Origin of the sequence: Sorangium aterium, from assembly GCF_028368935.1 — a bacterium.
Taxonomy (GTDB): Bacteria; Myxococcota_A; Polyangia; order Polyangiales; family Polyangiaceae; genus Sorangium; species Sorangium atrum.
In genome coordinates this window covers 479,205-504,668 of the sequence record NZ_JAQNDK010000002.1, presented here as the reverse complement: position 1 = coordinate 504,668, position 25,464 = coordinate 479,205, and the positions used below count along the sequence as shown (strand labels likewise).

The window sequence follows — 25,464 nt, the reverse complement described above, 5'->3', positions numbered from 1 at the left end:
GCGGTAGAGCCGCCGCTGCGCTCGGCCGGGGTCCAGCGCGGGAGACCGCCGACCCCTCCGGCCAGCTGCGACCGCGACTGGCCTGGCACTCGCGTTGCTTTTATTTCATGGACAGCGGACGGCGCCTCCGGCACGAGCCGCCCCAGGCAAATCCAGCAGCGCTCCATGCACCCCAGCGAGGGCCCATCATGCACCTGCCCGGAAGAGAGATCCCCTGGAAGGTTTTCCTGCACGAGATCTCGCAGGAATTCGTCAAGGACAAGATCGACACCGTCGCTGCTGGACTGGCGTTCTTCGGTGTCCTCTCGATGTTCCCGTTCCTGCTCTTCGCGGTCGCCCTCGCCGGCCTGGTCATCGACCCTGCCGATTCCGCGAGGCTGATGAGCGAACTGTACCAGGTGGCCCCGCCTGCCGTGGCCACCATCCTGGGCGAGCGCCTTCAGGCGCTCACCGGAGGCCAGAGCCCGGCGCTCCTGACCGTCGGCGCCCTCGGCGCGGTCTGGGCCGCCTCGGGAGGCGTCACCGCGCTGATGGACGCGCTCAACTCCGCCTACGGCGTCGAGGACAGCCGGTCGTACCTCAAGCGCCGCGGCATCGCCCTGCTTGTCACCATCGGCGGCGCCGTCCTGCTGACGGTCGCCTCGGCGATCGCGGTCGCCACACCAGCGCTCGCCGCGCACCTCGGCCCCTTCGCGACGCCCGTCCTCTGGCTGCGCATGCCGGTGTCGGCGCTCATCGTGATGGCGGTCCTGGCGACCCTCTATTACTTGCTCCCCGACGTCGAGCAGAAGTTCAAGTTCATCACCCCGGGGTCGGTCGTGGCGGTCGTCATCTGGGTCATCGCGTCGCTCGGCTTCTCCTTTTACGTCAGCCGCTTCGGCAGCTACGAGGTGAGCTACGGCGCGCTGGGCGGCGTCATCATCCTCCTCCTCTGGATGTGGATCTCGTCGATGGCGGTGCTCCTCGGGGCCGAGATCAACGCCATCATCGAGCACCGCTCGCCCGAGGGGAAGCGCACGGGCGCCAAGGACGCCAGCGATACGGGGGCGGATCTGCCCAAGACCGCGAAGGAAGAGGCGCAGAATGCCGCGGTCACGACGGGCCTCGCGCACGCCCCGCGCGACGAGAGCTCGGGCGGCGACGCGGCGCTCCCCCACCCCGTCGGCTCGCGCCGCTCGGAGCTCCATCGAGGGAGGGCATAGGCGACGCCTCTTCACCGCCGAGCCCCGCGCAGCGGGCCTGTCTCTGCCACCGGAGCCACCTTCATGCCGACTCGACACATCGCCTCCTCGCCATCGCTGCTCGTGCTGCTCGGCTCGCTCGTCATGGGTTGCCACGGCGCCCCGAGCGGCGCGCCCGCGGCAGCTCCGCCGGCCGACAGCCCGAAGGGCGCGGAGACGGGCAGCGTGCGGGGCCTGGAGGGCGAGCCGACCGGCGCCGGCGGCGCGCCGGGCGCGAGCAGCCCGCAAGGCTGCGGCACCGACAGCCCGATGCTCAAGTACGTCGGGCAGAGCCACGACGAGTGCGCCCGGATCCGCTTCGTGTGCGAGCCCGGCTGGAGCTACTTCAGCGACGACTGCGGCTGCGGCTGCACGAAGCAGTGACCGCCGCCGAGCGCGCCGAGGCGTCGGCCCGCGGGTCTCGCGACAAAAACACCTCGCCCTGGGCGGCCTGCGGCATCTAGCATCGGTGCTCGCATGCGCCCCCTCCTCATCGTGAATCCCCGGTCCAGCGGCGGAAAGACGGGCAGGCTCTTCGACGAGATGCTGACGCCCATCCGCCGCATCCTCGGCGACGTCGACATCGTGCGCACGGAGCGCCCGCGCCACGCCGCCGATCTCTCGCGCGAAGCCGCGCTCGGCGGGCGCGAGACCGTCGTGGCGGTCGGCGGGGACGGCAGCATCAGCGAGGTGGTGAACGGCCTCATGCAGGCGAGGGACCGGGGCGCCAGCGGCACGCGGCTCGGGATCATCGGCGCGGGCACCGGCAGCGATCTCTGCAAGACGTTGAAGCTCACCCGCCGGCTCGACAGCTTTTGCACCGCGATCGCGAGCGGCCACACGCGTCGGCTCGACGTGGGCCGCCTCTCGTACGAGACGCGCGACGGCCAGCGGGCCGATGCGTTCTTCGTCAACGTCCTCTCCACGGGGATGAGCGGCATCGTGGTCTCGCTCGTCAACCAGTCGTCGCGGGTGCTCGGCAACACGCTCGCCTACACGATGGCGTCGCTCCAGGGCCTCGTCCGCAGCCGCGTCGGCCGGGTGCGCTGCGTGGCGACGCTGCGCGGGGAGCGCCGCGAAGAGGAGATCTCGACGCGCATGCTGGGCATCTGCAACGGCCGCTTCTTCGGCGCGGGCATGCAGCTCGCGCCGATGGCGAAGCTCGACGACGGCGTGTTCGACGTCATCGACCTGGGCAGCGCGCCCCACCTCCGCTTCGCGGCCGTGTCGACCGGCATGTACACGGGCTCGCACATCCGCCATCGGGACGTGCGCCACTTCCAGTGCGATAGCATCGAGCTGACGCTCCTGAACCGCGACGTCGAGCAGGCGTTCTTCCTCGACGTGGACGGCGAGCCGCTCGGGAAGCTGCCGATCAAGGTCACGCTGGAGCCGAAGGCGATCGAGGTGCTGGCGCCGGGCGATTGAGGGGGACCGCGGGGGGAGGCGCTGCGGTCGAGCCGGAGGGCTAGCCGGAATGGGGGAGGCGCGTAGACTGACCGCCGTATGAGGATCCTGACCTTCGAGTTTCAGAGCGCTGGGCGTGGCTGGACGCTCGAGCCGATGGCGCTCGATGCGTTCAACCTGCTGGTCGGCGTGTCCGGGGCGGGCAAGACGCGGATTGTACGGGCGATCGAACAGGTCCGCGCCGTCGCGCTCGGAGAGAAGGAAGAAGATGAGCTGATCGACGCGATCCGCGGGGCCAGCTTCGCGATCGGCTTCGAGCACGAAGGGCTCACGTACCGCTGGGAAGCCGAGCTGGAGCCGCGCGTCGGGCGAGGGGCAGAAGAGCACGGCGCGCTGCACGCTGAGGAGCCGCCCCTCATCCGGACCGAGCGCGTCCTCGAGGGGGACCGGGCCATCGTGGAACGCTCGCCTGAGCGCTTCCTTCTGAATGGCCATGCACTCCCGAAGCTGGACCGTGCGCAGAGTGCGATTGGCGTCCTCAAGGAGGACTCGCTGATGGCTCCGCTTTACAAGGCCTTTTCGCGCTGTATTCCTCGATCAGCGCTCGAAACATTGCCGAGCCACGGAATTACGACGGAGACTCACTTCGAGAAGCGGCGGGGCAACTACCAATCCGCGGCAGATCTCGGTGCGGACTTCACGCTGCCGCTGCACCATAAGGCCGAGCTTCTCCAGGAGGTGTTCCCAGAGGCGTTCGCCGAGATAGAAGAGGCGTTCCGGGAAGCGTTTCCCACGGTCGAGAGGCTCAAGGTCCAGCGCTATTACCCTTTGGGCCCCGAGGCGAGCAAAGAGTCAAGGGGTACCTACAACCTCGCGCTCGCGGCAGCCGAGTCGGGCGTCGCTAGCTGGATCTTCTTTTACGACATGTCCTCTGGCATGCAGCGTTACCTCTCCTTCCTTATCCACCTCTCGTTCGCTCCACCAGGCACGGTGGTGCTCATCGATGAGCTGGAGTCGAGCCTCGGCGTCAACTGCCTGCCCGCAGTAACGCGCTTCCTCCTGAGCCGGGCGCCGTACCTCCAGCTCGTCCTGACCAGCCACCACCCCTACATCATCGAGCAAATCCCGCCAAGACACTGGAAGATCGTCACCCGTAAGGGCAGTCGCGTGCGGGTCCTCGACGCCGAGAAGATCCCGGCGATGGCGCAGGATCGCTCGCACCTCGACCGCTTCACGCGCCTCATCAACCTCCCGGAGTACGAGCACGGAGTCCAGGGATGAACCTCGTCCTCCTCGTGGAGGGTGCCGAGACCGAGCCGAGGGTCTACGAGGCATGGCTGCGACACCGGCTCCCCGCGCTGCATCGCGTGCCCAACGTGGCCGACCTGATCGCCGACGGCTACGTCCTTGTGAGCGGCAAGGGCTATCCCTCGTGCTATCGCAGGATCGCCGGCCTCCTCCGGGACATCGAAGCCAACCCCGGTCGCGTGCAGGAATTCTGGATCTGCATCGACTCGGACGAGGACACGTACGAAGCCCGCTACGCCGAGGTCCACCGCACCGTGCAGGCCGAGCTCCAGGGCGCCCGCATGGCGAGGACCAATCCGTCTCTAGAGATTCGCATCATCATCCAGCACTGCTGCATCGAGACCTGGTTCCTGGGGCACGACGGCTTCCTCCGCGCCGGCCCGCAGTCACCCCAGCTGGTCGATTTCAAGCGGTTCTACGACGTGAGCGCGGACGATCCCGAGCGGATGGGGACCTATCCCGGCTACGCCACGCGCGCCAGCTTCCACCTGGCGTATCTCAAAGCCATGCTCATCGAGCGCAGCCATCGGTACACGAAGCAGCGCCCGGGCGTGGTGATCGACCCGTCGTACTTCGACGCGCTGCGGGCGCGTTGCGCGCGCACGGGGCACCTCCAGAGCTTCCGGCAACTGCTCTCAGCCTTCGAGGCAGCTGGGGACGCGGGGCTGTAACGCCCATGCGGGCCGCCCCTAGAGCCACCGCCGCATCGCCCGCTCCTCACCCATGACGCGCTGCGGAAGCCACCGTGGTTTCCGATACCCCTGTCCCCTTGTGCCGCTCCCCCTCGAGCCCGTCGAGCCCGCGCCGCAGCGGTGGTAAGGGATCTCTCATGAGCTTCATCGATTCACCTGCCGAGCTTGCCGCGGGCACCTCCGTGGCCCCCGCTTCCTCCGCCCCCCGGCTGCTCGTCGTCGGTTGCGGCGGCATCGGCGGCATCATCGCCGCGTACCTCTTCGAGCAGGGCCACGACGTCACCGCCTTCACGACGAACCCGCTCATCGCGGACGCCATCAACGTCGGCGGCTTCCGGGTGCGCGGCGAGGCGAGCCCTGGCACGGTCGGGGGCCGCGCGGTGCGGGAGCTCGGCCAGGATACCCGCCCGTTCGACTACATCCTCCTGGCGACGCAGCCGCCGCAGGTCGAGGAGGCTGCGCGGAACGCGGTCGCGCACCTCGCCCCGACGGGCGCCATGATCTGCCTCCAGAACGGCCTCTGCGAGGAGCGCGTCACGCGCATCGCCGGCCCGGAGCGCACCTTCGGGGGGATCGTCGCGTGGGGCGCCTCGATGGTGGAGCCCGGCGTGTACGACCGCACCTCGAGCGGCGGCTTCGTCCTCGGCCGGCTCGACGGCGCGAGCGACCCGCGCCTCGACGAGCTCGCGCGCATCCTCGAGGCGATCGGACCGACCACCGTGACGGACAACCTCGCCGGCGCGCGCTGGTCGAAGCTCGCCATCAACTGCGCCATCTCGTCGCTCGGCACCGTCGGCGGCGATCGCCTCGGCGCGCTGCTCAGGCACCGCTTCGTCCGCCGCCTCGCGCTGGAGATCATGACCGAGACCGTGCAGGTCTCGCGCGCGATCGGCGTGCGCCTCGAGAAGGTCGCAGGGACGCTCGACCTCGACTGGATCGCGCTCACGGACGCCGAGCGCTCCGCCGTGGGCTCGCCGGGGCTCTTCGCGAAGCACGCGCTGCTCCTCGCGGTGGGCGCGCGCTTCCGCCGCATGCGCTCCTCGATGCTCGCCGCCATCGAGCGAGGCCGCCCGCCGGCCGTCGACTTCCTGAACGGCGAGGTCATCGAGCGCGGCGCGGCGCTCGGCATCGCGACGCCGATCAACGCAGCGATCCGCGAGGAGGTGCTCGCGATCGCGGCGGGCAAGCGCAAGCCGAGCCTCACGCTGCTGCGCGCGTTCTTCGACCGGACGCGCGAGCTCGTGGGCGCGCCGTCGTCCATCCGGCCCCCGCCGCCGGCGGAGCCGCCCGCGGTCGCGCCGCCGCCTGCAGCCCCGCCGGTTGAGCCGCTCATGGCCCCAGCGCATGATCCGCCCGCGACCGCAACGAGCGCCCAGGCGGACGCGTCGGGCGAGCCGTCCATGCCAGCAGCGAACGTCCAGAGCGATCTTGGAAGCGCGTAGACCGCGCGCCGAGCAGCTCGGCGACAGAAGACCGACAAGCAACCGATAGGCAGGCGAGCGGACGAAGGACACCGACACGTGTCCTGGCCTTCCCGGCGTCGTCGCGGATCGAGCTCGCCGCGTCGTCGCGGCACGAACTCTTTGTCGCGCCGTGGCGTCGAAGTTCGGTAGCATCGGGCGTCTCTTCCTGCGGATCCTGAGAGATCCCTCGACGAGGAACCCTCGCATGACGCACTTCTCGCTCGCCCTCTCCTCCCGGCGCGGCGCCGCCCTCCGCGGCGCTTCCCTCGTGCTGCTCGCCGCGCTGGCCGCGTGCGGCGACGACGGAGGCGGCGGAGGCAGCGGGGCCGCGGGCGGCGCGGGAAGCAGCGGCGAGGGCGGCGGGGGCGGCGGAGCGGTCATCACGGAGCCGAACAGGTTCCGCCTGCGCATCGACGACGCCGAGGTCCCGTCGGTCGTGCTGGAGCTCGACAAGCAGAAGGCGCTCCAGGTCTTTGGCGAGGACGGCGCCAAACAGATCACGATCCTCGACGTGGACACCACCGAGCTGCTCCGGAACGCGCTCGAGCAGATCCAAGACGCGTGCGGGACGTCGTGGCGGAACAACAGCGCGGATCCCGGCCACAACTGCTCGCTCACCGAGCTCGGCCGCAGCTTCGGGCCAGAGTGGCGGACCTCCCCGGAGTTCGCGCTCGTCCGGCTGCTCAGCATGACGCCCGCCAACGCCGTTGTGACGGGGACGCGGCTCGAGGATCTGAGGAATTTCTTCGAGGAGAACCCCGGCTCCTTCGTGTTCGACTTCGCCGATGTCCTCGCCGACACCGTCAATGTCGATCTGAGCGTCGAGCCGCCCCCCTCGACCGCGCGCAACCGGACGGCGCCGCTCGTGCCGATGGACAAGCTCATCAGCGCTCTCCAGCGGCAGCTGCTCGGCACGCACCCTGCCATCCCCGCGGCGGACGGCGTAAGGATGCCTGTCACCCTCTACGAAGCCCTGTTCGATCTTCAGCCGCTCTCCCAGAAGCTCGGCCCGTCCGGAGACCACCCTGGCGTGCTCGTCCCCGATGACGAGGAATTCACCACCAGGAGCGATGTCCTCCTACCCGATTTCCAGATGCGTGTCGTCGCCGAGTCGGGTTTGCGCAGGGTCGCCGGGGTCGACCTCTCGAAGGGGGGCGGCGACATGTTCCTGCGCGACGGCGACGCGCCGCTGCAGTTCGACTTCAATGATCCCGACAAGCTCCAGATCAACGGCATCGCACCGGCACCGATTGTGGACTTGCGGATCTCGCTCCGCGAGTTCCCGTCCGCAGTGCCGCCTTGCGACGGCGACATGAACCCGGACTGCAAGACCAACTCCCCGGATACCCCCGTCGGCACCGATCATATTTGGTCCGTCCCTCCCTACCTGCTCGAGTCGATCGTCGGCACGGCGGGTTACCTCACGCACCGCGATCGCGTCCCTTATTCGGGGTGTTACTGGAGGGCCGGCGGGACGTGCCGGCTCGGCGTGAACATCGGCCAGGGAGGCAATCCGCCCGGCTGGTCTGTCTTCCTCGGCAACATCTCATTTCCGCCCGATCCACCGCCCGAGGTACCAGGTCCGCAGTTCTTCTGGGAGCTGCTCGCCGATGTAGCGCAGGTCGCCATCCACGACCCGACCGGCGACGGCAGCCCCGAGATCCCGGAAGGCGCCGCCCAGCCGGTCTTCGCGCTCCACAACGTCGGCATCGGCCTTACCGCCGACGAGATCGTGGCCGACCTCCGCCCGACCCTGCAGAGCCAGGCCAAGCAGATCGCGGACATCATCCTGGGCCGTTACTGGGTCAACAACGACGGGCTCGACTTCTTCTACGGCCGCGGCGCGCCCGACGGCGCGCCCACCTTGTTCTTCGTCGCCGAGGACGACCTCCGGCCTTCGGATCAAAGCTCGGAGGCCCCTCGCGCCTACACCTACGAACGTCCCGGCTTCTTCACGAGCCCGGACCTCAGCGAGGCGAGCAAGGTCTCCAGCAAGGAGCTCGACGGCGTCGACGACACGACGCACGAGAAATACAGGCTGCCGCCGGGCGAGACCACGCTGTACATGAAGGACGACGAGGGCGCCGTCTACGAGGTCCGCTTCTACGTGCCCGAGAGCGACGATCCGGTGGAGATCACCGCCGACGTGGAGAAGCTCTGATCATGGAAGCGCGAGACTGCACCCGCCCCGCCGCCCCCGCCGTCCGCCGGCTCTCCCGGCTCGGCCCCCTGCTCGCCGCCGCGCTCTCCTTTGCGCTGCCCGGCTGCGTCGAGGCCGTCACGGTGGAGCAGCCGCCGCCCCCGCCGGCGCTCGGCGTGCGCGAGAGCCGCACGCTCACGCTCGAGTTCCTGCGGTTCGACGCGAGGCGCTTCGCCAAGACGCTCACGCTCGACGAGCTCAAGGCCATCCCGCGGCCCACCCTCGAAGGGATATGGCTGCTCGATCTCGACATCTCGACGCTCATCGAGAACGCGCTGCTCAAGGTCATGTACATGCCCCCCGCGGAGGTTGCGGCGCTCTCGCCCGCGTCGCGGAACCTCGTCGGGCTCCTGAACATGACGCCGGAGAACGCCGACCTCAGCGGCACGAGCCTCGAGGGCCTGCTCGGGGTCGGCAACGCCGTCGGGCTCTCGACGTCGAAGATCCTCTCGGACCTCACGGGCGCGGCTGGCAACGAGCGGCTCATCCCCGTCCAGATCACCTCGCAGGCCGTCCTGGAGAACCTCGTCAGCACTCACCCGAACACCCAGCACCGGAGAGGGCCGGTCGACGACGAGCACCCGGACGGCGTCTACCCCGTCGCGCCGCACTCCATCCCCGTCACGCTCTACGACGTCGTCACGGACTTTGCCGGCCTCGCCGCGCAGTTCGGCCCGACGCCGCTCGATCCGGGCGACCCGGACGGCGCGAAGCACCCCGGCTTCATCAAGGCCGCTTCGGGGGTGAAGGCGGCCCTCGACGACTTCACGATGACGGTCCGCGTCGACGTCAACGCCCTGCCGTACAAGGGGGTCGACGCCACGATGGCCGATGTCGCGAGCGTCAACAGCACGCCCGGCCAGATCGACACCCTGTTCGACTTCAGCCAGGACGACTGGCTCGTTCTGGACAACCTCGCCAGGAACCTGAGCATCGGCGAGCTGACGCTGGCCATCCCCGAGAGCGCGATGCTCCTGCCGGGCGGCACGAGCCGGGAGCCCGCGCCGCGCGGCAATTCGCCCGTGTGGGAACAGCCGCTCTGGGAGTTCGAGCACATCCTCGCCCGCGCGGGTGAGCTCAGGGCCGCCAAGATCAAGGATCACTGCTCGAGCTACGGGCCCGCGGGCACCTCGATGAGCGACTTCGAGGCCGTGAAGGTCTGCATCGACGAGAGCGGATGGACCGAGATCAGCGTCGACCAGAGCGTCGTCCTGGAAGACCCGCCTCCGGCGCCGTCCTACTTCTGGGACATCCTCCTGGACGTCGCCCAGGCGCGGCTCCACGACGGCGGCCTCGCCGAGGGGGAGGCCGACCTCGAGGTGACCCTGCGCGACGTGCCGGTCGGCGTGAAGACCGAGGATCTCGTCGCGAGCATCAAGAAGAACCTCGCGAGCGATCCGGCGGTCCTCAAGGACATGGCGCTCGAGCTCAACGACAACGCCGCCGGCGACGCGGACTTCTATCTCTATCAGCCGAGCACCGAGAGCGGCGTCGCCGGCCAGCGGGATTACCTCTACTTCGTCGCGCCCGACGACATCCGCAAGGACGCGGACGGCGTGCGCGTGCGCGACTATGCCTACGAGAGCCCTGGCTTCTTCTCCGACCCCGCGCTCGAGAAGAAGGTGTCGACGACCGAGGAGATCGACGGCGACGCGCTCCACGAGAAGGTGGAGGTCAAGGCAGGAGATACGCTGTACTTCGCGGACGACGAGGGGCACCGCTACGAGATCGAGGTCGGCGACAAGCCGAGCCCCCATCGCCTCTCGCTCACCCTCACCCGGATCCAGTGATCGGCCCCCCCACCGTGAGGACCCGTCTCATGCAAGGAGCTCTGCCGCCCTCGCGGCCCCGCGCCCGTGCGCGTCAACGAACACGACGTGAACTCGCCGCGCTCTCGCTCGCGACAGGCCTCGCCTGCCTGACGGCGCGGGATGCGCACGCCTCGGGCATCGACGCGCCCTGGGTGACGAGCGGCCTCTCGGGCCCCACGACGTCCGACGCCGCGGCCGTCTACTGGAACCCGGCCGAGCTCGCGGGGGTCCAGCGGCCGGAGCTCGTCCTGGGCGCGGGCCTCATCGTCGGCCATGCCACCTACCAGCGCGAGCGGCGCGGCACGTACCAGACGCCGGACACCCTCCAGTTCAAGCTCCCGCTCGATCCGGCGAACGTCGACGCGAGCAAGCGCGGCCGCGCCGAGGAGGTGTCGACGACGCCGATCGCGCCGACGGGCAACGCCTTCCTGGCGATCCCGGTCCTGCCGAACCGCCTCACGGTGGGCGTCGGCCTGTATGTCCCCTATGCCGCGGCGCTCAGCTTCCCGGACGGCGCGCAGCGCTGGCAGCTGCGGCAGGCGTTCATCGTGTCGACGTCGCTCACGGCGGCCGCGGGGCTCAAGCTGACCGACCAGGTCTCGCTCGGCGCCGGCGTGTCCTATGTCAGCGGCCTGGCCGAGCTCTCGAAGGTGCAGGACTTCGGGAGCCTCAAGGAGTTCCACGACGGCCTCGACTACCTCAAGCAGGACAACGACTTCGGCCCGAGCACGCCGTCCGAGCTGCGCGAGCTCGACGTCCTGGCGCGCTCCATCTCGATCAAGGAGGCCCTGTCGCACGGCGCCTCGTTCCACCTCGGGCTCGCCTTCAATCCCAACAAGGATCTCCGCTTCGGCCTCACGTACCAGCACAGCGCCGCGATGCGGTACAAGGGCAAGTTCGCCATCGACATGAACCACCCGTTCTTCACGCAGGACCTCGCCGAGCAGGGCCTGCGTTACAAGCCGCTTGTCGAGGGCGACGCGGAGCTCTCGTTCACGCTCCCCAAGCGGCTCACCGTCGGCGTCGGCTACCGGGTGAACGACAAACTCAGCCTCGATGGGCTCCTCTCGTACGTGCTCTATTCGGACATCGAGGCGTTCGTCGTCGAGGCCTCGTCTCCGGATCTCGCCCAGCCGAAGCTCGGTATCACCGATCGTGTCACCGTGACGCTGCCGCGCAGGTGGAACGACACGGTGTGGGCGGAGATCGGCGCCAAGTACAAGCTGAGCGAGGCGTTTCTGGCGACGGCGTCGGTCGGGTACCAGTCGGCGGCCTCGCCGGACAGCACGATCGACGTGGCCTCGCCCGACAACCACCGGCTGATCGGGGACGTCGGGGGTGTCTTGAAGCTCAGCGATCGCGTGTCGCTCTCGGGCGACGTCCGCGTGCAGGGCATCCTGCCGCGCACGGTGACCGGCTCGGATTACGACCTCGGCAACGGGGAGTACTCGCTCGTGCTCGCGACCGTGGGCGGACACCTCAAGTTCGTGTTCTGAACGCGACTCGATGACCGCCCGCGGCTACTGGACCCCGGTCGAGCAGTAGGGGCTATCGACGCTCTTGCAGGAGTAACACCATCGGCCCCCAGCACTCGTCGTCCTCGACCACGGACTCCTCCTTGGCGGTGAGGATCGGAGCGGGGTAGCCGCGGTGACCGAGATGCACTGCTTGCCGTAGACGTAAGGCGTACCGGCGGCGCTGAAGGTCACGGAGAGCCCGCCCGGCGCGGAGTCGAAAAACTCCCACTGCGGTCGTGACGACTCGCCCGTCACCGGCAGCGGTCCGCGGAAGTTCGAGGCCCACGCGATCGCGGCATGCGTGGTCGTGCCACCGCCGCTGCTGCTCGATGTGTTCACGTCGCGGCTGTTCGCCCCGAGCCGGCGGGCTGCTCTCCGCGAGGAACAGGTGTCTCCTCCAGAGAGACAGGGCGCTCTCCAGCCGCGTGCTCAGCGCCGGAGATCCGGGGAGGGATAGGCCTCGTTTTCGGCGCAAACGCGGGACCTCGCCGGCAGACGCCCGGCGCGCTCGCGGTGGCATGGCGTCTGCAAAACCTTTCGCCGGACGCTTCGTTTCTCGCCGACAACGCCGCTTCAACGCCGCTTCGACCACCGCGCCGTGCACGTTGCGCGCGGGTCGACGCGCAGAGGGCGGCTCGCCGGCGTGGAGACGACCAACAACCCGAAGGAGTTGACCATGAAGCACCTGTTCTTCGCCGCGTTCTTGCTGCCGCTCGCGCACGCCGGTGATGCCGACCCCGCCATGCCCGGATCGAGCGAAGGCGCGGTGGTCGAGGCCGCCGACGAGAGCCACGCCGAGCCGATGCCGCTGGCCGCGCCCATCTGCCTGCCCGGTGAAAAGCTCGTGTGCACCCTGGGGCCGCCGCCTCGCTGCCGTTGCGAATGACCGCCGCGAAGGGCCGTCGCGCGGCCTGCGCCGGCCCTCTGGCGAGCACGTGGCTCGCAGAGAGCAAGGGCCGCTCGCCGTGGGCTCCTGCCGAGTTCAACGAGATCGCTGTTCCACCTGTCCGGTCACCATCGAGGAGAGTCGCATGTTCACTCGCGTCACCCAACGATCCATGTCCGTCCTTCTCGCGTCGCTGCTGGCGAGCTTCGCCCTGTTCGGCTGTCAGGTCGAGGTCGCCGAGGAGCCGTCCCCGGGCGGCGACGTGGGCGAGGCGAGCCAGGAGTTGCTCAACTGCAAGGGCCAGTGCGCCAAGTTCTTCATGCTCTGCGTCCAGTGGGGCGAAGACTACGAGTCGTGCGCCGCCGAGCGCGATGCCTGCATGGCGGAGTGCGACGAGCAGACCTGCGAGCCCGGGGAGCCCGGTTGCTGTCAGGGTCAGCCGACCTGCTGGTAGCCGCCTCTCCCCCGCCCCGCCGGGATGATGGAACCGCCAAGGCGCCATGAGACGCCAAGATTATTGATATTTTCTTGGCGTCCTTGGCGCCTTGGCGGCTCAAAAGACCGCGCCTTCAGTCAAAGTACCCCACCACCCTGGAGAGGGTGACGCAGGGACCGCAGGCCGCGACGCGGCATGCTACACAGCGTCCTGTGAGCCTGGGCGAGAGCGTGATCATCTGCCCGGGGTGCAGCGCGGAGAACTCTCCGTTCAACCCGCGTTGCACCCGCTGCGACGCGCTGCTCTCGGAGGAGCCGCGGTCGCGCTCCGCGACCACCGAGGAGCCCCCGTCGAGCCGCTCGACCTCCCGCGACGAGCACACGTCCTCGAGCGTCACCATCGATCCGTTGGCAAGCACGATTGTCGTCCCGGACGGGCAAGCGTCCGAGCCTCCGGTGCCGCCCGGGGCCGATGCATCGCTCGATCTGCGCCCGGGGACGAAGCTCGGCCGGTTCGAGGTGCTCGATCGCCTCGGCGAGGGCGGCATGGGCGTGGTGGTGCGGGCGCGCGATCACGTGCTCGGCCGCGACGTGGCGATCAAGGTGCTGCGGCCCGAGGTGCTGGGGCGCTCGGGCGCGGCGACGGCCCTCGCGCGGCTCGTCCGCGAGGCGCAGGCCATGGCGAGGATCAAGCACCCCAACGTCGTCACGGTGCACGAGGTCGACGCCTCGGGCGGGCAGGTGCGCGTGGTGATGGAGCACGTCGACGGCCGGACGCTGCGCGCGTTCTGCGTCGAGAAGCGGCGGCCCGCGTCAGAGGTCGTGGCGGCCTTCCTCCAGGCGGGCAAAGGGCTGTCGCAGGTGCACCACGCGGGCCTCGTGCACCGCGATTTCAAGCCCGACAACGTCCTTGTCGGCGCCGACGGCCGCGTGCGCGTCACCGATTTCGGGCTCGCGGGGCTCGCCGAGGGCGAGGCCGTCAGCGGCCCCGCGGAGGCGGGGATAGAGGCCGCGCTCACGCGTTCGGGCTCGTTCTTGGGGACGCCGGTCTACATGGCGCCGGAGCAGCACCGGCGAGAGGCCGCGGATGCGCGGGCCGATCAGTATGCGTTCTGCGTGTCGCTATGGGAGGCGCTCGCGGGCGAGCGCCCGTTCGCCGGCACGACCTACGACGAGCTGCGCGAGAACGTGACGCTCGGGCGGGTGCGAGAGCCGCCGCGAGGGGCCGAGATGCCGGCGCGGATCCGCCGCTGTCTCGAGCGCGGCCTCTCCGTCGACCGGGACGCGCGATACCCCGACATGGACGCGCTGCTCGCCGACCTCGCAAAGGATCCGGCGGCGGCGTGGAGGCGGGGGCTCGTCGCGGCGTCGGGGCTCGCGCTCGCGGGCCTCCTCGTGTTCGCGTTCGCGCGGCAGCCTGCGGACAGGCTCTGCAAGGGCGGCGAGGCGAGGCTCGCGGGCGTCTGGGACGAGGCGACGATGGCCAAGGTGCGGGCAGCGTTCGCCGGCACCGGGCGGCCGTACGCGGAGGACACGTACCGGCGCGTGGAGAAGGCGCTGGGCGAGCGGGCGCGCGCGTGGGTCGCGATGTACGCCGACTCGTGCGAGGCCACGCATGTGAGGGGCGATCAGTCGGCCGGGCTCCTCGATCTCCGGACGCTGTGCCTGGAGCGCCGCCGCCAGGAGATGGGGGCGCTCACGGCGCTCTTCGCGCACGGAGCGGATGCCGAGGTGCTCGATCGATCGATCGAGGCATCGCTCGCGCTCCCCGGCCTCGAGCGCTGCGCGGACGCGGGCGCGCTGACCGCGGCGGTCCCGCCGCCTGCGGACGCCGCGGCGCGGGCCCGCATCGACGCGCTGCGGGGCCGCCTTGCCGAGGCCAGGGCCCTCGACGAAGCCGGCAAGTTCGGCGAGGCGCTCGCGCTCATGCGGCCGCTCGCCGACGAGGCCCGCGCGGCGGACCATGCCCCGATCGAGGCGGAGGCGCTCCTGATGCTCGGGCGCGCGGCGCGGGACGCTCACGACGCCCCGGCCGCGGAGGCGGCGCTCCGCGAGGCGCTGCGCGCGGCAGCGCGGGCCAGGGACGACGCCCTCGCGGCGGAGGCATGGCCCCAGCTCATCTACGTGATCGGCTACCTGGAGGGCCGGCACGCCGACGCGCTCGCGCTGCAGCTGGCCGCCGAGGGCGCGGTCGAGCGGACGGGGGGCGACACGCTGGCGAGCGCGCGGCTGCTCGGCACGCTGGGCAGCGTCCTCGACGAGCAGGGGAAGTACGGCGAGGCAGCGCAGCATGTGGAGCGCGCCCTGGCCGGCCTCGAGAAGGCCCTTGGTCCGAACCATCCCGAGGTCGCGGCGACGTGGAGCCGCCTGGGCACCGTCCTCCTCCACCGCGAGAAGTTCGACGACGCGGAGCGCGCCTACACCCGAGCGCTCGCCATCCGAGAGGAGACGCTGGGCGCCTCTCATCCGAGCGTCGCGCTCACGCTCAACAGCCTGGGTCGCCTCTTCAACACCCAGGGCAAATACCGAGATGCTTTGCCCCGGATCGAGCGCGCCATCTCCATCCAGGAGAAGGCGCTCGGCCCCGATCACCCGTTCCTGGCGGCCTCCGTCAACAACCTCGGCAATGCGCTCGTCATGCTCGGCGAGACCGACGCGGCCAGGCGTGCTCACGAGCGGGTGCTCGCCATCCGGGAGAAGGCGCTCGGCCCCGATCACCCCGACGTGGCGGCATCCCTCAACAACATCGGGGCTGTCCTGGAGATGCAGCAGAGGTTCGCCGAGGCGACGCCCTATTACGAGCGATCGCTCGCGATCCGCGAGAAGGCGCTCGGCCCCGATCACGCGAGCGTGGCTTCCTCGCTCGCCAACCTGGGGAGCACGCTCGTCGCGCAGAAGAGGTACGCCGAGGGCCTTGTGCGCCTCGAGCGCGCCGCGGCGATCCAGGAGAAGGCCGTGGGCCCGAGCTCGCATGCGGTCGCATCGCTGCTCACCGGGATCGCCGGCGCCCACAACGACATGGGCGAGCCGGGAAAGGCGCGCCCGTTCGCCGAGCGGGCGCTCGCCATCTATGCGGCGAAGGGCGAGGGCGTCTCTCCGATCGAGTTCGCCGATACGCGCTTCCACGCGGCCCGGGCGCTCTGGGCCTCGGCGCGGGACCGGGCGCGGGCGGTCGAGCTAGCGACCCAGGCGCGCGACGCCTATGCGGCCGAAGAGGGGGAGTACGCGAAGCGCGCGCTCACGGCGGCGAAGGAGTGGCTCGCGGCGCACGGCGGCGCGCGGTGAAGCGGGGGCCGCGCTCGGGGAGGAGCTCCCGAGCGGGTGGCAGGAGAGTTCCCCCACCCTACCGGAATGAGGGAACCGCCAAGGCGCCATGAGACGCCAAGATGATCAAGATTCTCTTGGCGTCCTTGGCGGCTTGGCGGTTCAAAGGCCGGCGGCGTCCGTCACCCATCGAAGGCAGGGCGCCGGCCACCTGCGCCGGCGACCCGGTGCTTCGCCAGGAGCTTCTGCAGGTAGGTCCGATTGAACCCGGACTCCCGCGCCGCCTGCGACACGTTCCCGCCGTGCCGATCCATGAGCGCCACGAGGAACGCACGCTCCAGCTCGGCGACGCCCGCCTCGCGCGCCGCCTCGAGCTCGTCGGCGGAGAGCCGCGAGAAGCGCGGCGCCAGGGGCCCGGGGCCTGCTGGCTGAGCCACATCGGGCGGGAGCAGATCCACGTCGAGCTCCGGTCCCGTCGCCAGGATGCACGCGCGCTCCACCACGTGGGCGAGCTCGCGCACGTTGCCCGGATACGCATGCTCGCGGAGCGCCCGCGCGGCGCGCTCCGTGAAGCGGGGCCGCTCGCCGGGGCGTTTCCAGCAGGTGCGGAGGAAATGCTCGACGAGGAGCGGGATATCGCCCGCGCGCTCGCGCAGCGGCGCAATCCCGATCTCGATCACCTTGAGCCGGAAGTACAGATCGCGCCGGAACTTCCCTGCCTCGACGAGCGCCGGCAGATCCTGGTGCGTCGCCGCGATCACGCGGACATCGACCTTGTCGGTCCGGTCGGAGCCCACGCGCTGGATCTCGCCGAACTGCAGGAAGCGCAGGAGCTTCGCCTGCACCTCGGGCGCGATCTCCGCGACCTCGTCGAGGAAGAGCGTGCCTCCCTGCGCCGATGCGACCCGCCCGACGCGGTCCCGGTCGGCCCCGGTGAACGCGCCTTTGACGTGGCCGAAGAGCTCCGACTCGAGGATGGTGCCCGGCAGCGCCGAGGTGTGCAGCGTGACGCAGGCCTTGCTGCGCCGCGGGCTGTTCACGTGGAGCGCGCGGGCGATGAGCTCCTTGCCGGTGCCCGTCTCCCCGCGGACGAGCACGGTCGCGTCCGAGTCGGCCACCTGCGCGACCGTCTTGAGGAGCGCGAGCATCCTTGCGTCCTGCGTGACGATGCCCTCGAAATCGTAGCGGGCGAAGAGATCGCGCTCGAGGCGCTGGCTCCGTCGGCGCAGCGCCTCGCGCTCGCTGGCCCGCTTGAGGAAGAGCCCTGCGAGCTCGGCGAACTCGGCGACGAAGCGGAGCGCCTCGTCGCTGGCGGCCCGCGACTTGTACTCCACGTAGACCGCGCCGTAGACGTCGGCGCCGTGGGCGAGGGGCGCCACGAGCGCGGCGGACGCGCCCGACTCCTCGAGGCTCTTGAGCAGCGAGGAGCGCGGCTCGTCGGCGTCCCTGGAGAGGTGAACGATCTGCCGAGTCTCGATGGCCTGCCGCACGAGGCCGCGGCTGAACTTGCGCTCCTTGTCGGAGATCTTCGCCTTGTCGAAGTGGACCGCGAACTTCTGCTCGTAGGAGCCGTCCTCACGGACGACGATGAAGCCGCGGTCGGCGCCCGTGGCTTCGAGGACGCGGCGGAGGACGAGCTCGGGAGCCTTCGCGTCGTCGTCCTCGGAGAGGAGGATCCTTACGATCTGAAGGAGCGAGGGGTAGAGATCCATGGCCGCAGAGCGCAGGGTACGATGAGGGGGGGAGGAAACACAGAGCGATTCCCTGTGGTGTCGGCGGTGCCGCCGTGGTGTCGCTGGGGAGCGTCGCGGAGAATGGTTCGGCGCCTGCGCGCGCCTTGGCCTGGCGCGGGTGGCTCGCCGGGGGCGTGGTCCGGGCTGCATTCGGGGAGGGGTCGCTTGCACTGCCTCCTACGTGTGCGCCGAGGGCACCGCGGGAAGCGTCACCGAATCGCCCGACCGACCAGCGCTCGCGGGGTTAGCATCCACGATCGCCAGATTAGACGCTGATCCGACCCCCTCGAAATCCACAGAAACCCGCCCCGTCGCATTTTCCCGATTCTTCTGGAAAGTGACGCTGTATCAGCAACTTATCAATGCATCAAGGGGGCCGCGTTCACTCTATAGCCTGCGGGCGCGTCAGCGGCGCGGTGTGCGAAGCGGGACAGCGTTCGCGCAGAGAACACCGAGCGCGGGACGGTTGGCCGCGCGGGACGTTCTGGACGCCGTTCGCGCGCGCTTCTCTGTCCCGTGGGGCGAGAGACGCCGAGAGCGTTTAACAGCAGGCCGGGACAGACACGCGGCGATTAACCGTCGCGTATAATAGTCTGCCGTCGGACGCGTCTGGTTACCAGTCCTCAAGCAGCGCGTCCCGCTGGTCACGCGTACCGACGGTCGAAGAAGACTCGGCAACCTTGCGAAGCGACTTCAGGTACGGGCGCATGTCCCTGTCATCGTCGAGGATGGTGGCCACCTTCCTGATGGCCGGGCGGCTGTGCACGATCCCGAAGACGGTCTCCAACGACGCGCTCCGCTTCTCGAGCAGACGAGCGAGAGCGGCCGCGAGCCTCTCGCAGCGATCCCAGTCGCGGTACCAGGACGTCGGAGGAGCCTGTTCGCGCAGCCAATCCCACTCCTCGTACTCGAGACGTGAGTTGCTCGCAGCGTCGTATGTGGGCTGGAAGCACGCCGCGAGAAGCGGCGAGCTCACGTCCCCCTCCCAGAATGCCAGCGTCAAACCGAACGCAGCAACACGAGGCCCCATCGAGGCCGCCCCCGCAGCGCCGCTCTTCCACACCGTCACGAGTCGCGCCTGCGTGGCCTTCGGGCTCACGAAGCGACTGCCCAGCTCAAGATCGCGAAGCGACGGAGCGGACAAGCTCTCGAGCCACTCGAGCACGGTATCTGGCTGTGCCGAGAGCGCCGAGCGCCATTGCCAGAAAAACTGGAGCTGACCGGACGCAAGGGCCGAGAGGGCTCGGGTGATCGCTACCTTGCCGCCGAAACGGACGAGCGCGTCGATGGACACGTCACGCCCCGATATGAAGATCGCGTCGATGACAGCGCCACGCGCGTCGTCATCCAGATTTGCGCCGCTAAGCTGCGAGAGCACGTCGATGGCTCGCGACCCAACTCGCTTCCAGAGGATGGACGATTGCGCGAGAACCGGGTTCGCGCCAACGATGGTCGACAGGAACGGCGCCTGCGCGTCTCCAAAGGCCTCCACATCATTAGGCACAAGCAGGAGGACTGCAGTACGAAGCACGCATTCTCCGACTTCGGTCAGCTCGCCGCTGACGAGCGAGAGGACCAGTGCGACGCCCTCGGTGCGCGCTTCTTCGAAGAGCCGCCGCGTCTGGTCTTCGAGCATCGTGGCAATCGGTGTGAGATCGTTGTCTCGATGCCCGCAGAGGTCCTGAAGCAGTTCACGCCGGCCGGTTGCTCCAGCCTCCGTGTCGACCCGGTCGAACACCATGCTGACGAGTCGGCTCCGAGTACCCAGCTCAATGTCCTTCGCGCTCACAACGCTCGCGACAACGCGTCGTGCCGAGGAGCCCAGCGCGTGCCACTCGCCAAAGATTGGCGCGACGCTCGGCACGATGGCCCGCCCCGCATCCGCCCCGACAGCAGCCTCAAGCCACGTGCGAAACGTTGCGTCGCCTCTCACAGCGCCATCGAGAACCAGATCCACCCACGCCTCGGGCTTACTCGGCGCGCGAAGGTCGAGGACGAGGGCAGCGCTAGCGCTCTTGCGGAACTGCGACGGCGGAATCGCGCGAGGGACAGCTTGAAGGTCCAGCAGCGCGCCGGCATTCGAACGCGGCATGAGTGCGCCCGTGCAGAAGGAGAATCGTGCCCTTTCCGCAGGCCACAGCTCCTCCCAGAGTCGCAGGAAGACTGCTTCGAACTGGACCGCCGTGTCGGCGACGACGATCACCGGACGGGGCTGGCCCAAGACCGCACCGATCATCGATGCGGCGAGTCCCCTGTCGGCGAAACCGTCCAGTTTGGCGCCGCCGGACGTCACCTCGTCCACCACGACTGGCTTCGAGGCCGCGCTCTCGACGCCCTCGATTTGGGGACGTTGAAACGCCCCGAGCAAGCTCGCGGTCGGCACGTGGGCGACATGCGCTCGAGGGATGAGCAGCGAATGCGTCCACACGCACCCGGGGCGCTGCATCTCCGGAGCGTACCACGTTCTAGCGAAAACGAAGAGGTCCGTCCCAGGCAGTGGATAGGCAGTCACATACTCGTCGAAACCGGGCTGCATCGACGGGCCGGACATATCACTCAGAACGAGCATCGTCCGTGACGCTTCCGCAGTCAGCGGAATCGAGTTGCTCAGCAGGCGGTGGCCATCGCGGTATCCGTGGATCGCCTGGTGAATGCTCGCAGGTGCCATGAGCTACCTGCCCCTCAAAAGCCATGCGATCGGCTTCGTGATGTCTTGGCTGGTGTGCTGGTCCTCCCGAACCTTGATGCGCTTTAACGCATCGTCGAGTTCGAGAAGCGTCTGCTTCTTAGCCTCGACGGTGATGTCGCCCCCCTGCGCGCTCACACCAAAAATGGAGTGTTCGAACAGATCGTCGTTCGCCTCCAAGAATTGCTGAAGCAAGGGAAGCTCGCGTGCAACGAAGGCCCGCGGCGCTCCGAGGTGGTCGACGAGGTCCCATGCCGACACCACCACGGCGACGCGCAGCCTTCGCTGCGTGCGTTCGAGGACAAACTGCAGGAGTTCCACGAGCTGCGCCTGGGTCGGGAGCATGTCGGGAGACCAGGTGTTCGCCATGGTGCTGGTTGTCGCAGCATCTCCCTTCTGGCTTGCGGACAGCTCGGCCTCGAGTCGACGCGCAACCGAGAGCTGCGTGCCCTTCTGGACATCAGGGTGAAGGAACAGCATCACCCCCGTCGCGTCTTGAACGAACCCGTTGTGGTGCCGGCTCATCCTCCGATCCGTCAGTTGCTGCTTGAAGGCTTCGCCGGCCAAGTCCGGGATCGAGAGGTCGAACGCGCCGAAGCGCTCGCCGTCGAGATGAAGAACGACGACCTGCTCCGTCTGAAGGTTCGTGCGCGGCACCTGGGAGCACTCGCGCCACTCCTTCGTGATCTGATTGAGGTAGGTCCGGTCGCCGCTCAGCTTCCTCAGCTTGAGCGTCGTCGAGCTGCTCCGGTCCGAGAGCACGTGCCACAAGGCAGCCAAAAAGGTCGTTTTCCCCGAACCGGGCAACCCGATGAAGAGGAGGTTCGCCGAATTGCTCACCGGTCCCTCCAGGTCCGCTCGAAGTGTCGCCAGCCGAATTTGCTGAACTCTCGCTCGTCGCGCGCGGGAGCCGGGCCACCATGATGCTTATCTAGCGAGGCCGGCGGCGCGACGCGCGTCCATGAGACGAACGCCTCCGCGAGCCCACCATCGGAGTTCTCCTGCTCCGATGAAGGCGCAGGACGCGCCGCGATCTTCTTGAACGCGAGGTTCGGAACGCGGGCACGGAACTTCCCTTCGAATTTCTCCTGAGTCTTGGAAAGGAACTCGAGCGCAGCCTTTCCCGCAGCCGTGATGCGATCGAGCTTGGAAAAGACGATCTCCACCTGACAATTGGGGCTCACCAGTTTGGCGTCGAGCAAGCTCTCCAGAATGTCCGCCGCATCAGCCTGCGCGCTCGTGCGTTGCGCGACGGCTGCGAGACGCTCGCCGTCAACGAGCACGACGATCGTGTCCGCCCGCCGCAAGAACGTGAGCCGCTCAGCGTCCTCCAGTGAGTCCTTCGCCATGCGAAACAGCTCACCCGACATCGCAGAGAGGAGAACGTCGCGGCGGGCCGCCGAAGGTTCCGTGCCTCGCAGGACGAGGTGGTAGTACTTCGTCTCGTCGGTCAACCGCGTTCGCTGCGTGTCCGGCTGGACCCCACCCGAGGCGAGTCGGTTCAGGTGGCAGATCTCCTCGAATCCAGGCAGCGACCTTGAGCCAGCGAACCTGAACCCAGCGAACGGCCCCTGATTCAGGCGCTCGTAGATCGAGGCCAGCACCGTCGTCTTTCCGCTCCCTTCCGCTCCCGCGAATACCACGAGGTGTGTGCGCGAGCGCAGGGTGATCGCCTCCGCGTCGGTCGCCCCGAGCACCGTGCCGGAGAAGAGGTCGATGAACTCGGGCTCCGTTTCTTCGACCGGCGACCCGGTGGCTTCCACCTTCGCATCTGCAACGACTGCGTCGGCCATGTCACTCCTCCGTCTCGGCGTCGGCCAGCGTCCGCAATAGGATAGCCTCGACGTATGCCTGACGAGCCACGCGAGCAGCCGTCAGTTGGGCGGACGACTTCATTCCGCTGGACGAGTCGAAGTACTGCTGCCAGCTCGCCGTGTCGCTTTTGCCTCGATGAAAGATGGCGAGCCTGAGCGGAGTCAGATCGAGCGCGCGCTCATCGGCCCTCTTCCCCAGCTCTTGGGCCCACTCGTCGGGCAAGACGTTGACGTAGTTGGACAAGGCCGACTCCCTCTTTGCCGTCGATTCCGAAAGCACGCGCTCTAAGAACGCCGACGCATTACGCGGCCCCAATGCCACATCGGTGAGGTCAGCGAGTTCAGTTCCGGCAATTACCGCTGCGCCGTCCTTGAGCGCGGACCAGGGCTTGTTCGTGTCGCGACTGCAGCCACCTTCAATCCACCACAGGATGTTGGTCTCCTCGTCGGCGGACCGAAGGCTCTGGGCGGCGTCCGTCAGCTCGACATCGGCCGCCCGGACTGCATCAACAAGCGCCTGAAAGATCGGCGTGACGACGCTCTTAAGGATATCCCAGTTGGAGATGCTGGGAATCTGCTTCATCGCCTCAACTGCGGCATCCGCCTTCTCCCGGATGACATCACAATTCACCGACCTTCGTTTACGCTGCTCGACGGTTATGACGTGCAGCCCGGTAGCCACCTCACGCGCGATCTCATCGAGCCGAGGCTCCTTGGCGCGAAGGCTGGAAGCCTCCAGCGCAGCGCCCGCGAGGATGGCCGCGTGCAAGCCTTCGCCGTCGGCACCAACCGACTGAACGCACTCGACGAGGGATGCGCCAGCGAGCACCTGCAGCTCAAGATCGTTGCGCTGCGGGAACGCGGGGTCCTGCTGCCGAAAGACAGCGAGGAACGGATCCCTCGACGCCTTCAACGGCAGGCCTTGGAAGATGCGGACGGTCTCGAGGACGCTCTCGTCGTCGTTGCGAAGTGCAGTCGCCCACGCCTTCACCCCGGCCCAGCGCTTCGCGAGCTTCGCTCCGTCGGGTTCGACAGCCACCAGCCGATACCATTCGCCAAAGTTCTTGTGCATGTGCGCTGCTCTCCCGGCTACTTCGAGGTCTCAAAAGGGTTGAAGGGCGCCGGATCGGCGTGACGCTCCTCAGTCTCTTCCCACAGCCTCGCGAGCAGCCCGTTCGCTGCTGCGCGCTTAAAGAGTTCGCGGAAGAGCGCTTCGTCGCTCAGCGCGCGGTCCTCGTCGGTCAGGACGTTGAGGCTGTTCGCGATGGCGATCTGGTGGCGGAACGGCAACGTGAGGAATCGGAACGTGAGCCTGCGCTCGTGGTTCGGTGGCGGCATGGCATCGGTGTCCTTCGCCGTCGTCTTCGCGGCGACGGCTGCCGACATCGCGCTATCGGCTGCTGTCACCCTCGGAGCCTCGATGGCGAGTGGCTCCTTGCGTGCCGGTCGCGGACAGTCCTGCCAGACGTAGTCGTGATGGGGTTGGTTGGTGTTCCTGTCCTGATCGGCCAGGAAGTGATGGTTGTCCTTGTGCCATCGCCGCTGAAACAGACGGACACCGAGCCGTTGGTCGTCGAGCCGCGAGATCTCGATGACGTTGTACATCGGCTCCCAGCCGCTCTCGTTCCGCTCTGGATGCATGGCCCCGGCGGTGACCCGGAGCGTCTTGTTGATCTCCTGCACGCGCTGTGAGTGCTTGTGTCCAAAGAGCTGCATTCGGACCTTCGACTCGAGGTGGCTGACCACCGTGTCCTGGTCCTGAAGCCAGTCAGGCGGGTGATGGCAAAGCGTGAGGTACTCGACCCCGTCGACGCGGTGAACGTTCACCTGCGCTTGGCCGAGGACGATGTTATTCTTTGCGTCGTGCTCGTTCGAGACGAAGGCGCTGCAAAGGCCTCGCAGTCGGATGATGGTCCCGCACGGCAGCACGAGGTCTCGCTCCCAGTAGGGCTTTGCCGCGGAGACCGAGCACTGGAAGCGCGCCGCGAAGGCATTGTACTCCGCGAGTGGCGCAAGAAGCGCCTTCGCCGAGTTCTCATCGGTGAGGATCTCTCGGAGTTCTTTGTCAAGCGTGGGGCCCTGCTTGGCGCGGATGCTCTCGTGCAGTGTCTTGGTGACCTTGCTGTTCGCGATCTTGCGGTCGACATCGTGGTTTCCGGGCACGACCCACACGCTCTCGTCGGGACACTCGATGGCGCGGCAGAACTCTAGGAGCCAAGTCGCGGCCCGATCGTATTCGGTGCGCTGGCCAGAGTACGCGATGTCGCCCGTCACTAGGACACCCGTCGCGCCGCCGAGTCCCTTCGTGACTCTGGCGGCATCGCGGAGAAGCTCGTTCCGCACCTCGGAGTCGAGGTCGTGAACGGAGGTGCCCGACGCGCCGGTAAAGTGAATGTCCGAGAGATGTACGAGGACGAGTTTGTCCATCAGCGCCCGCCCTTCTCATAAACGCCACCGTCGTGATCGTCGGCCCGTCCGGCTCGGACCAACGCGTCACCTTCAGAGAGCTTGAACTTCCAGAGACGATCGATCTTGTGGGCCGGGAGGTTCCGCGACTCGATCCAACGGTACACGGGGTCCTTCGCAACCCTGAGGTGCTTGGCGACATCGTCGACCGCGGCCCATGGCTCCGTCATCATCGGATCTCTCCTGGTCGCTTGGATCTGCACGCGCGAGCAGGGTAACGAAGTCGAGCTTTGCCAACAAGGCCCAAGCTGAGTCGAAAAGGCCAAGCGTCTCTCGGGGCCAACTAGGCCCGCGTCAGAGCTACGCACGCGGTGCGCTGTGCGGCCCATGTGCCCGCGTGAGGCACGCCCCGCAGCGTTCGCTCGGCCACCGGCTCGAAGCCGTCGACGGCTTCGAGGACCAGCGCGGCCTGCTGGATGTCGGGCGCCAGCATGAGCAGGTTGAGGATCTGCGTGACCCAGGCGCGCGTCAGCCCCAGCTTGCGCGCGACGGCAGCTCGATCTTGGGCCAGCCCCGGGTCGATGTGGCTCTGCAGGTGGTGCGCGAGGGCCAGCATGCGGGG

Annotated in this window: 22 protein-coding genes; 12 read left to right on the top strand and 10 right to left on the bottom strand. The window is 68.4% G+C overall.

What is annotated here, in order from left to right; genetic code table 11:
• Positions 1-188: 188 nt before the first annotated feature.
• From POL72_RS16805 to POL72_RS16765, 9 genes are all read left to right on the top strand, one after another.
• Positions 189-1,202: a YihY/virulence factor BrkB family protein gene (locus POL72_RS16805; RefSeq protein ID WP_272096384.1), complete on the top strand. Its 1,014-nt coding sequence runs from the start codon at positions 189-191 to the stop codon at positions 1,200-1,202.
• 63 nt (positions 1,203-1,265) lie between these two features.
• Positions 1,266-1,604, top strand: coding sequence for a hypothetical protein (locus POL72_RS16800; RefSeq protein WP_272096383.1), 339 nt, complete (start codon positions 1,266-1,268; stop codon positions 1,602-1,604).
• Between the two features lie 93 nt (positions 1,605-1,697).
• Positions 1,698-2,648 carry a diacylglycerol/lipid kinase family protein gene (locus tag POL72_RS16795; protein ID WP_272096382.1) on the top strand — a complete coding sequence of 317 codons (951 nt, stop codon included), beginning with the start codon at positions 1,698-1,700 and terminating at the stop codon, positions 2,646-2,648.
• A gap of 135 nt (positions 2,649-2,783) precedes the next feature.
• On the top strand, positions 2,784-3,908 hold the full coding sequence (locus POL72_RS16790) for an AAA family ATPase (RefSeq protein ID WP_272096381.1): 1,125 nt from the start codon (positions 2,784-2,786) through the stop codon (positions 3,906-3,908).
• A complete protein-coding gene (locus tag POL72_RS16785) occupies positions 3,905-4,606 on the top strand; it encodes a hypothetical protein (protein ID WP_272096379.1) in 702 nt (233 codons plus the stop codon). The genes POL72_RS16790 and POL72_RS16785 overlap by 4 nt, the downstream gene beginning before the upstream one ends.
• A gap of 158 nt (positions 4,607-4,764) precedes the next feature.
• Positions 4,765-6,069, top strand: coding sequence for a ketopantoate reductase family protein (locus POL72_RS16780; protein ID WP_272096378.1), 1,305 nt, complete (start codon positions 4,765-4,767; stop codon positions 6,067-6,069).
• Positions 6,070-6,295: 226 nt separating this feature from the next.
• Complete coding sequence (locus POL72_RS16775; protein WP_272096377.1) at positions 6,296-8,251, top strand: hypothetical protein; 1,956 nt, start codon at positions 6,296-6,298, stop codon at positions 8,249-8,251.
• 2 nt (positions 8,252-8,253) lie between these two features.
• A complete protein-coding gene (locus POL72_RS16770) occupies positions 8,254-10,080 on the top strand; it encodes an acetyltransferase (protein WP_272096376.1) in 1,827 nt (608 codons plus the stop codon).
• A 29-nt stretch (positions 10,081-10,109) separates the two neighbouring features.
• The gene (locus POL72_RS16765; protein ID WP_272096375.1) at positions 10,110-11,597 is read left to right on the top strand and encodes an OmpP1/FadL family transporter; all 1,488 of its coding nucleotides are present in this window, start codon (positions 10,110-10,112) and stop codon (positions 11,595-11,597) included.
• 24 nt (positions 11,598-11,621) lie between these two features.
• On the opposite strand, the gene POL72_RS16760 is transcribed toward POL72_RS16765, so the two are convergent.
• Entirely contained in the window at positions 11,622-11,957 is a 336-nt protein-coding gene (locus POL72_RS16760) for a hypothetical protein (protein ID WP_272096374.1), read from the bottom strand.
• Between the two features lie 337 nt (positions 11,958-12,294).
• Between POL72_RS16760 and POL72_RS16755 the strand changes: the two genes are divergently transcribed.
• Together POL72_RS16755 and POL72_RS16750 are read left to right on the top strand one after the other, a co-directional pair.
• Positions 12,295-12,504 (top strand): hypothetical protein, encoded by a 210-nt coding sequence (locus POL72_RS16755; RefSeq protein WP_272096373.1) that lies wholly within the window; start codon positions 12,295-12,297, stop codon positions 12,502-12,504.
• A 172-nt stretch (positions 12,505-12,676) separates the two neighbouring features.
• Complete coding sequence (locus tag POL72_RS16750) at positions 12,677-12,958, top strand: hypothetical protein (protein ID WP_272096372.1); 282 nt, start codon at positions 12,677-12,679, stop codon at positions 12,956-12,958.
• A 115-nt stretch (positions 12,959-13,073) separates the two neighbouring features.
• On the opposite strand, the gene POL72_RS16745 is transcribed toward POL72_RS16750, so the two are convergent.
• On the bottom strand, positions 13,074-13,340 hold the full coding sequence (locus POL72_RS16745; RefSeq protein ID WP_272096370.1) for a hypothetical protein: 267 nt from the start codon (positions 13,338-13,340) through the stop codon (positions 13,074-13,076).
• Between the two features lie 7 nt (positions 13,341-13,347).
• On the opposite strand from POL72_RS16745, the gene POL72_RS16740 reads away from it, so the two are divergent.
• Complete coding sequence (locus tag POL72_RS16740; RefSeq protein ID WP_272096368.1) at positions 13,348-16,224, top strand: serine/threonine-protein kinase; 2,877 nt, start codon at positions 13,348-13,350, stop codon at positions 16,222-16,224.
• 161 nt (positions 16,225-16,385) lie between these two features.
• Here the strand turns inward: POL72_RS16740 and POL72_RS16735 are convergent, their stop codons facing one another.
• From POL72_RS16735 to POL72_RS16700, 8 genes are all read right to left on the bottom strand, one after another.
• The gene (locus POL72_RS16735; RefSeq protein ID WP_272096366.1) at positions 16,386-17,915 is read right to left on the bottom strand and encodes a sigma-54-dependent Fis family transcriptional regulator; all 1,530 of its coding nucleotides are present in this window, start codon (positions 17,913-17,915) and stop codon (positions 16,386-16,388) included.
• 634 nt (positions 17,916-18,549) lie between these two features.
• Positions 18,550-20,604, bottom strand: coding sequence for a GAP1-N1 domain-containing protein (locus tag POL72_RS16730; RefSeq protein ID WP_272096365.1), 2,055 nt, complete (start codon positions 20,602-20,604; stop codon positions 18,550-18,552).
• A 3-nt stretch (positions 20,605-20,607) separates the two neighbouring features.
• Positions 20,608-21,462, bottom strand: coding sequence for a TRAFAC clade GTPase domain-containing protein (locus tag POL72_RS16725; protein ID WP_272096364.1), 855 nt, complete (start codon positions 21,460-21,462; stop codon positions 20,608-20,610).
• A complete protein-coding gene (locus POL72_RS16720; protein ID WP_272096363.1) occupies positions 21,459-22,415 on the bottom strand; it encodes a TRAFAC clade GTPase domain-containing protein in 957 nt (318 codons plus the stop codon). The genes POL72_RS16725 and POL72_RS16720 overlap by 4 nt, the downstream gene beginning before the upstream one ends.
• A 1-nt stretch (position 22,416) precedes the next feature.
• Positions 22,417-23,508, bottom strand: a complete 1,092-nt coding sequence (locus tag POL72_RS16715) for a GTPase-associated system all-helical protein GASH (RefSeq protein ID WP_272096362.1) — start codon at positions 23,506-23,508, stop codon at positions 22,417-22,419.
• A 17-nt stretch (positions 23,509-23,525) separates the two neighbouring features.
• Positions 23,526-24,863: a metallophosphoesterase gene (locus POL72_RS16710; protein ID WP_272096361.1), complete on the bottom strand. Its 1,338-nt coding sequence runs from the start codon at positions 24,861-24,863 to the stop codon at positions 23,526-23,528.
• Entirely contained in the window at positions 24,863-25,075 is a 213-nt protein-coding gene (locus tag POL72_RS16705; RefSeq protein ID WP_272096360.1) for a helix-turn-helix domain-containing protein, read from the bottom strand. The genes POL72_RS16710 and POL72_RS16705 overlap by 1 nt, the downstream gene beginning before the upstream one ends.
• Positions 25,076-25,185: 110 nt before the next feature.
• The gene (locus POL72_RS16700; protein ID WP_272096359.1) at positions 25,186-25,458 is read right to left on the bottom strand and encodes a hypothetical protein; all 273 of its coding nucleotides are present in this window, start codon (positions 25,456-25,458) and stop codon (positions 25,186-25,188) included.
• Between the last annotated feature and the right edge of the window lie 6 nt (positions 25,459-25,464).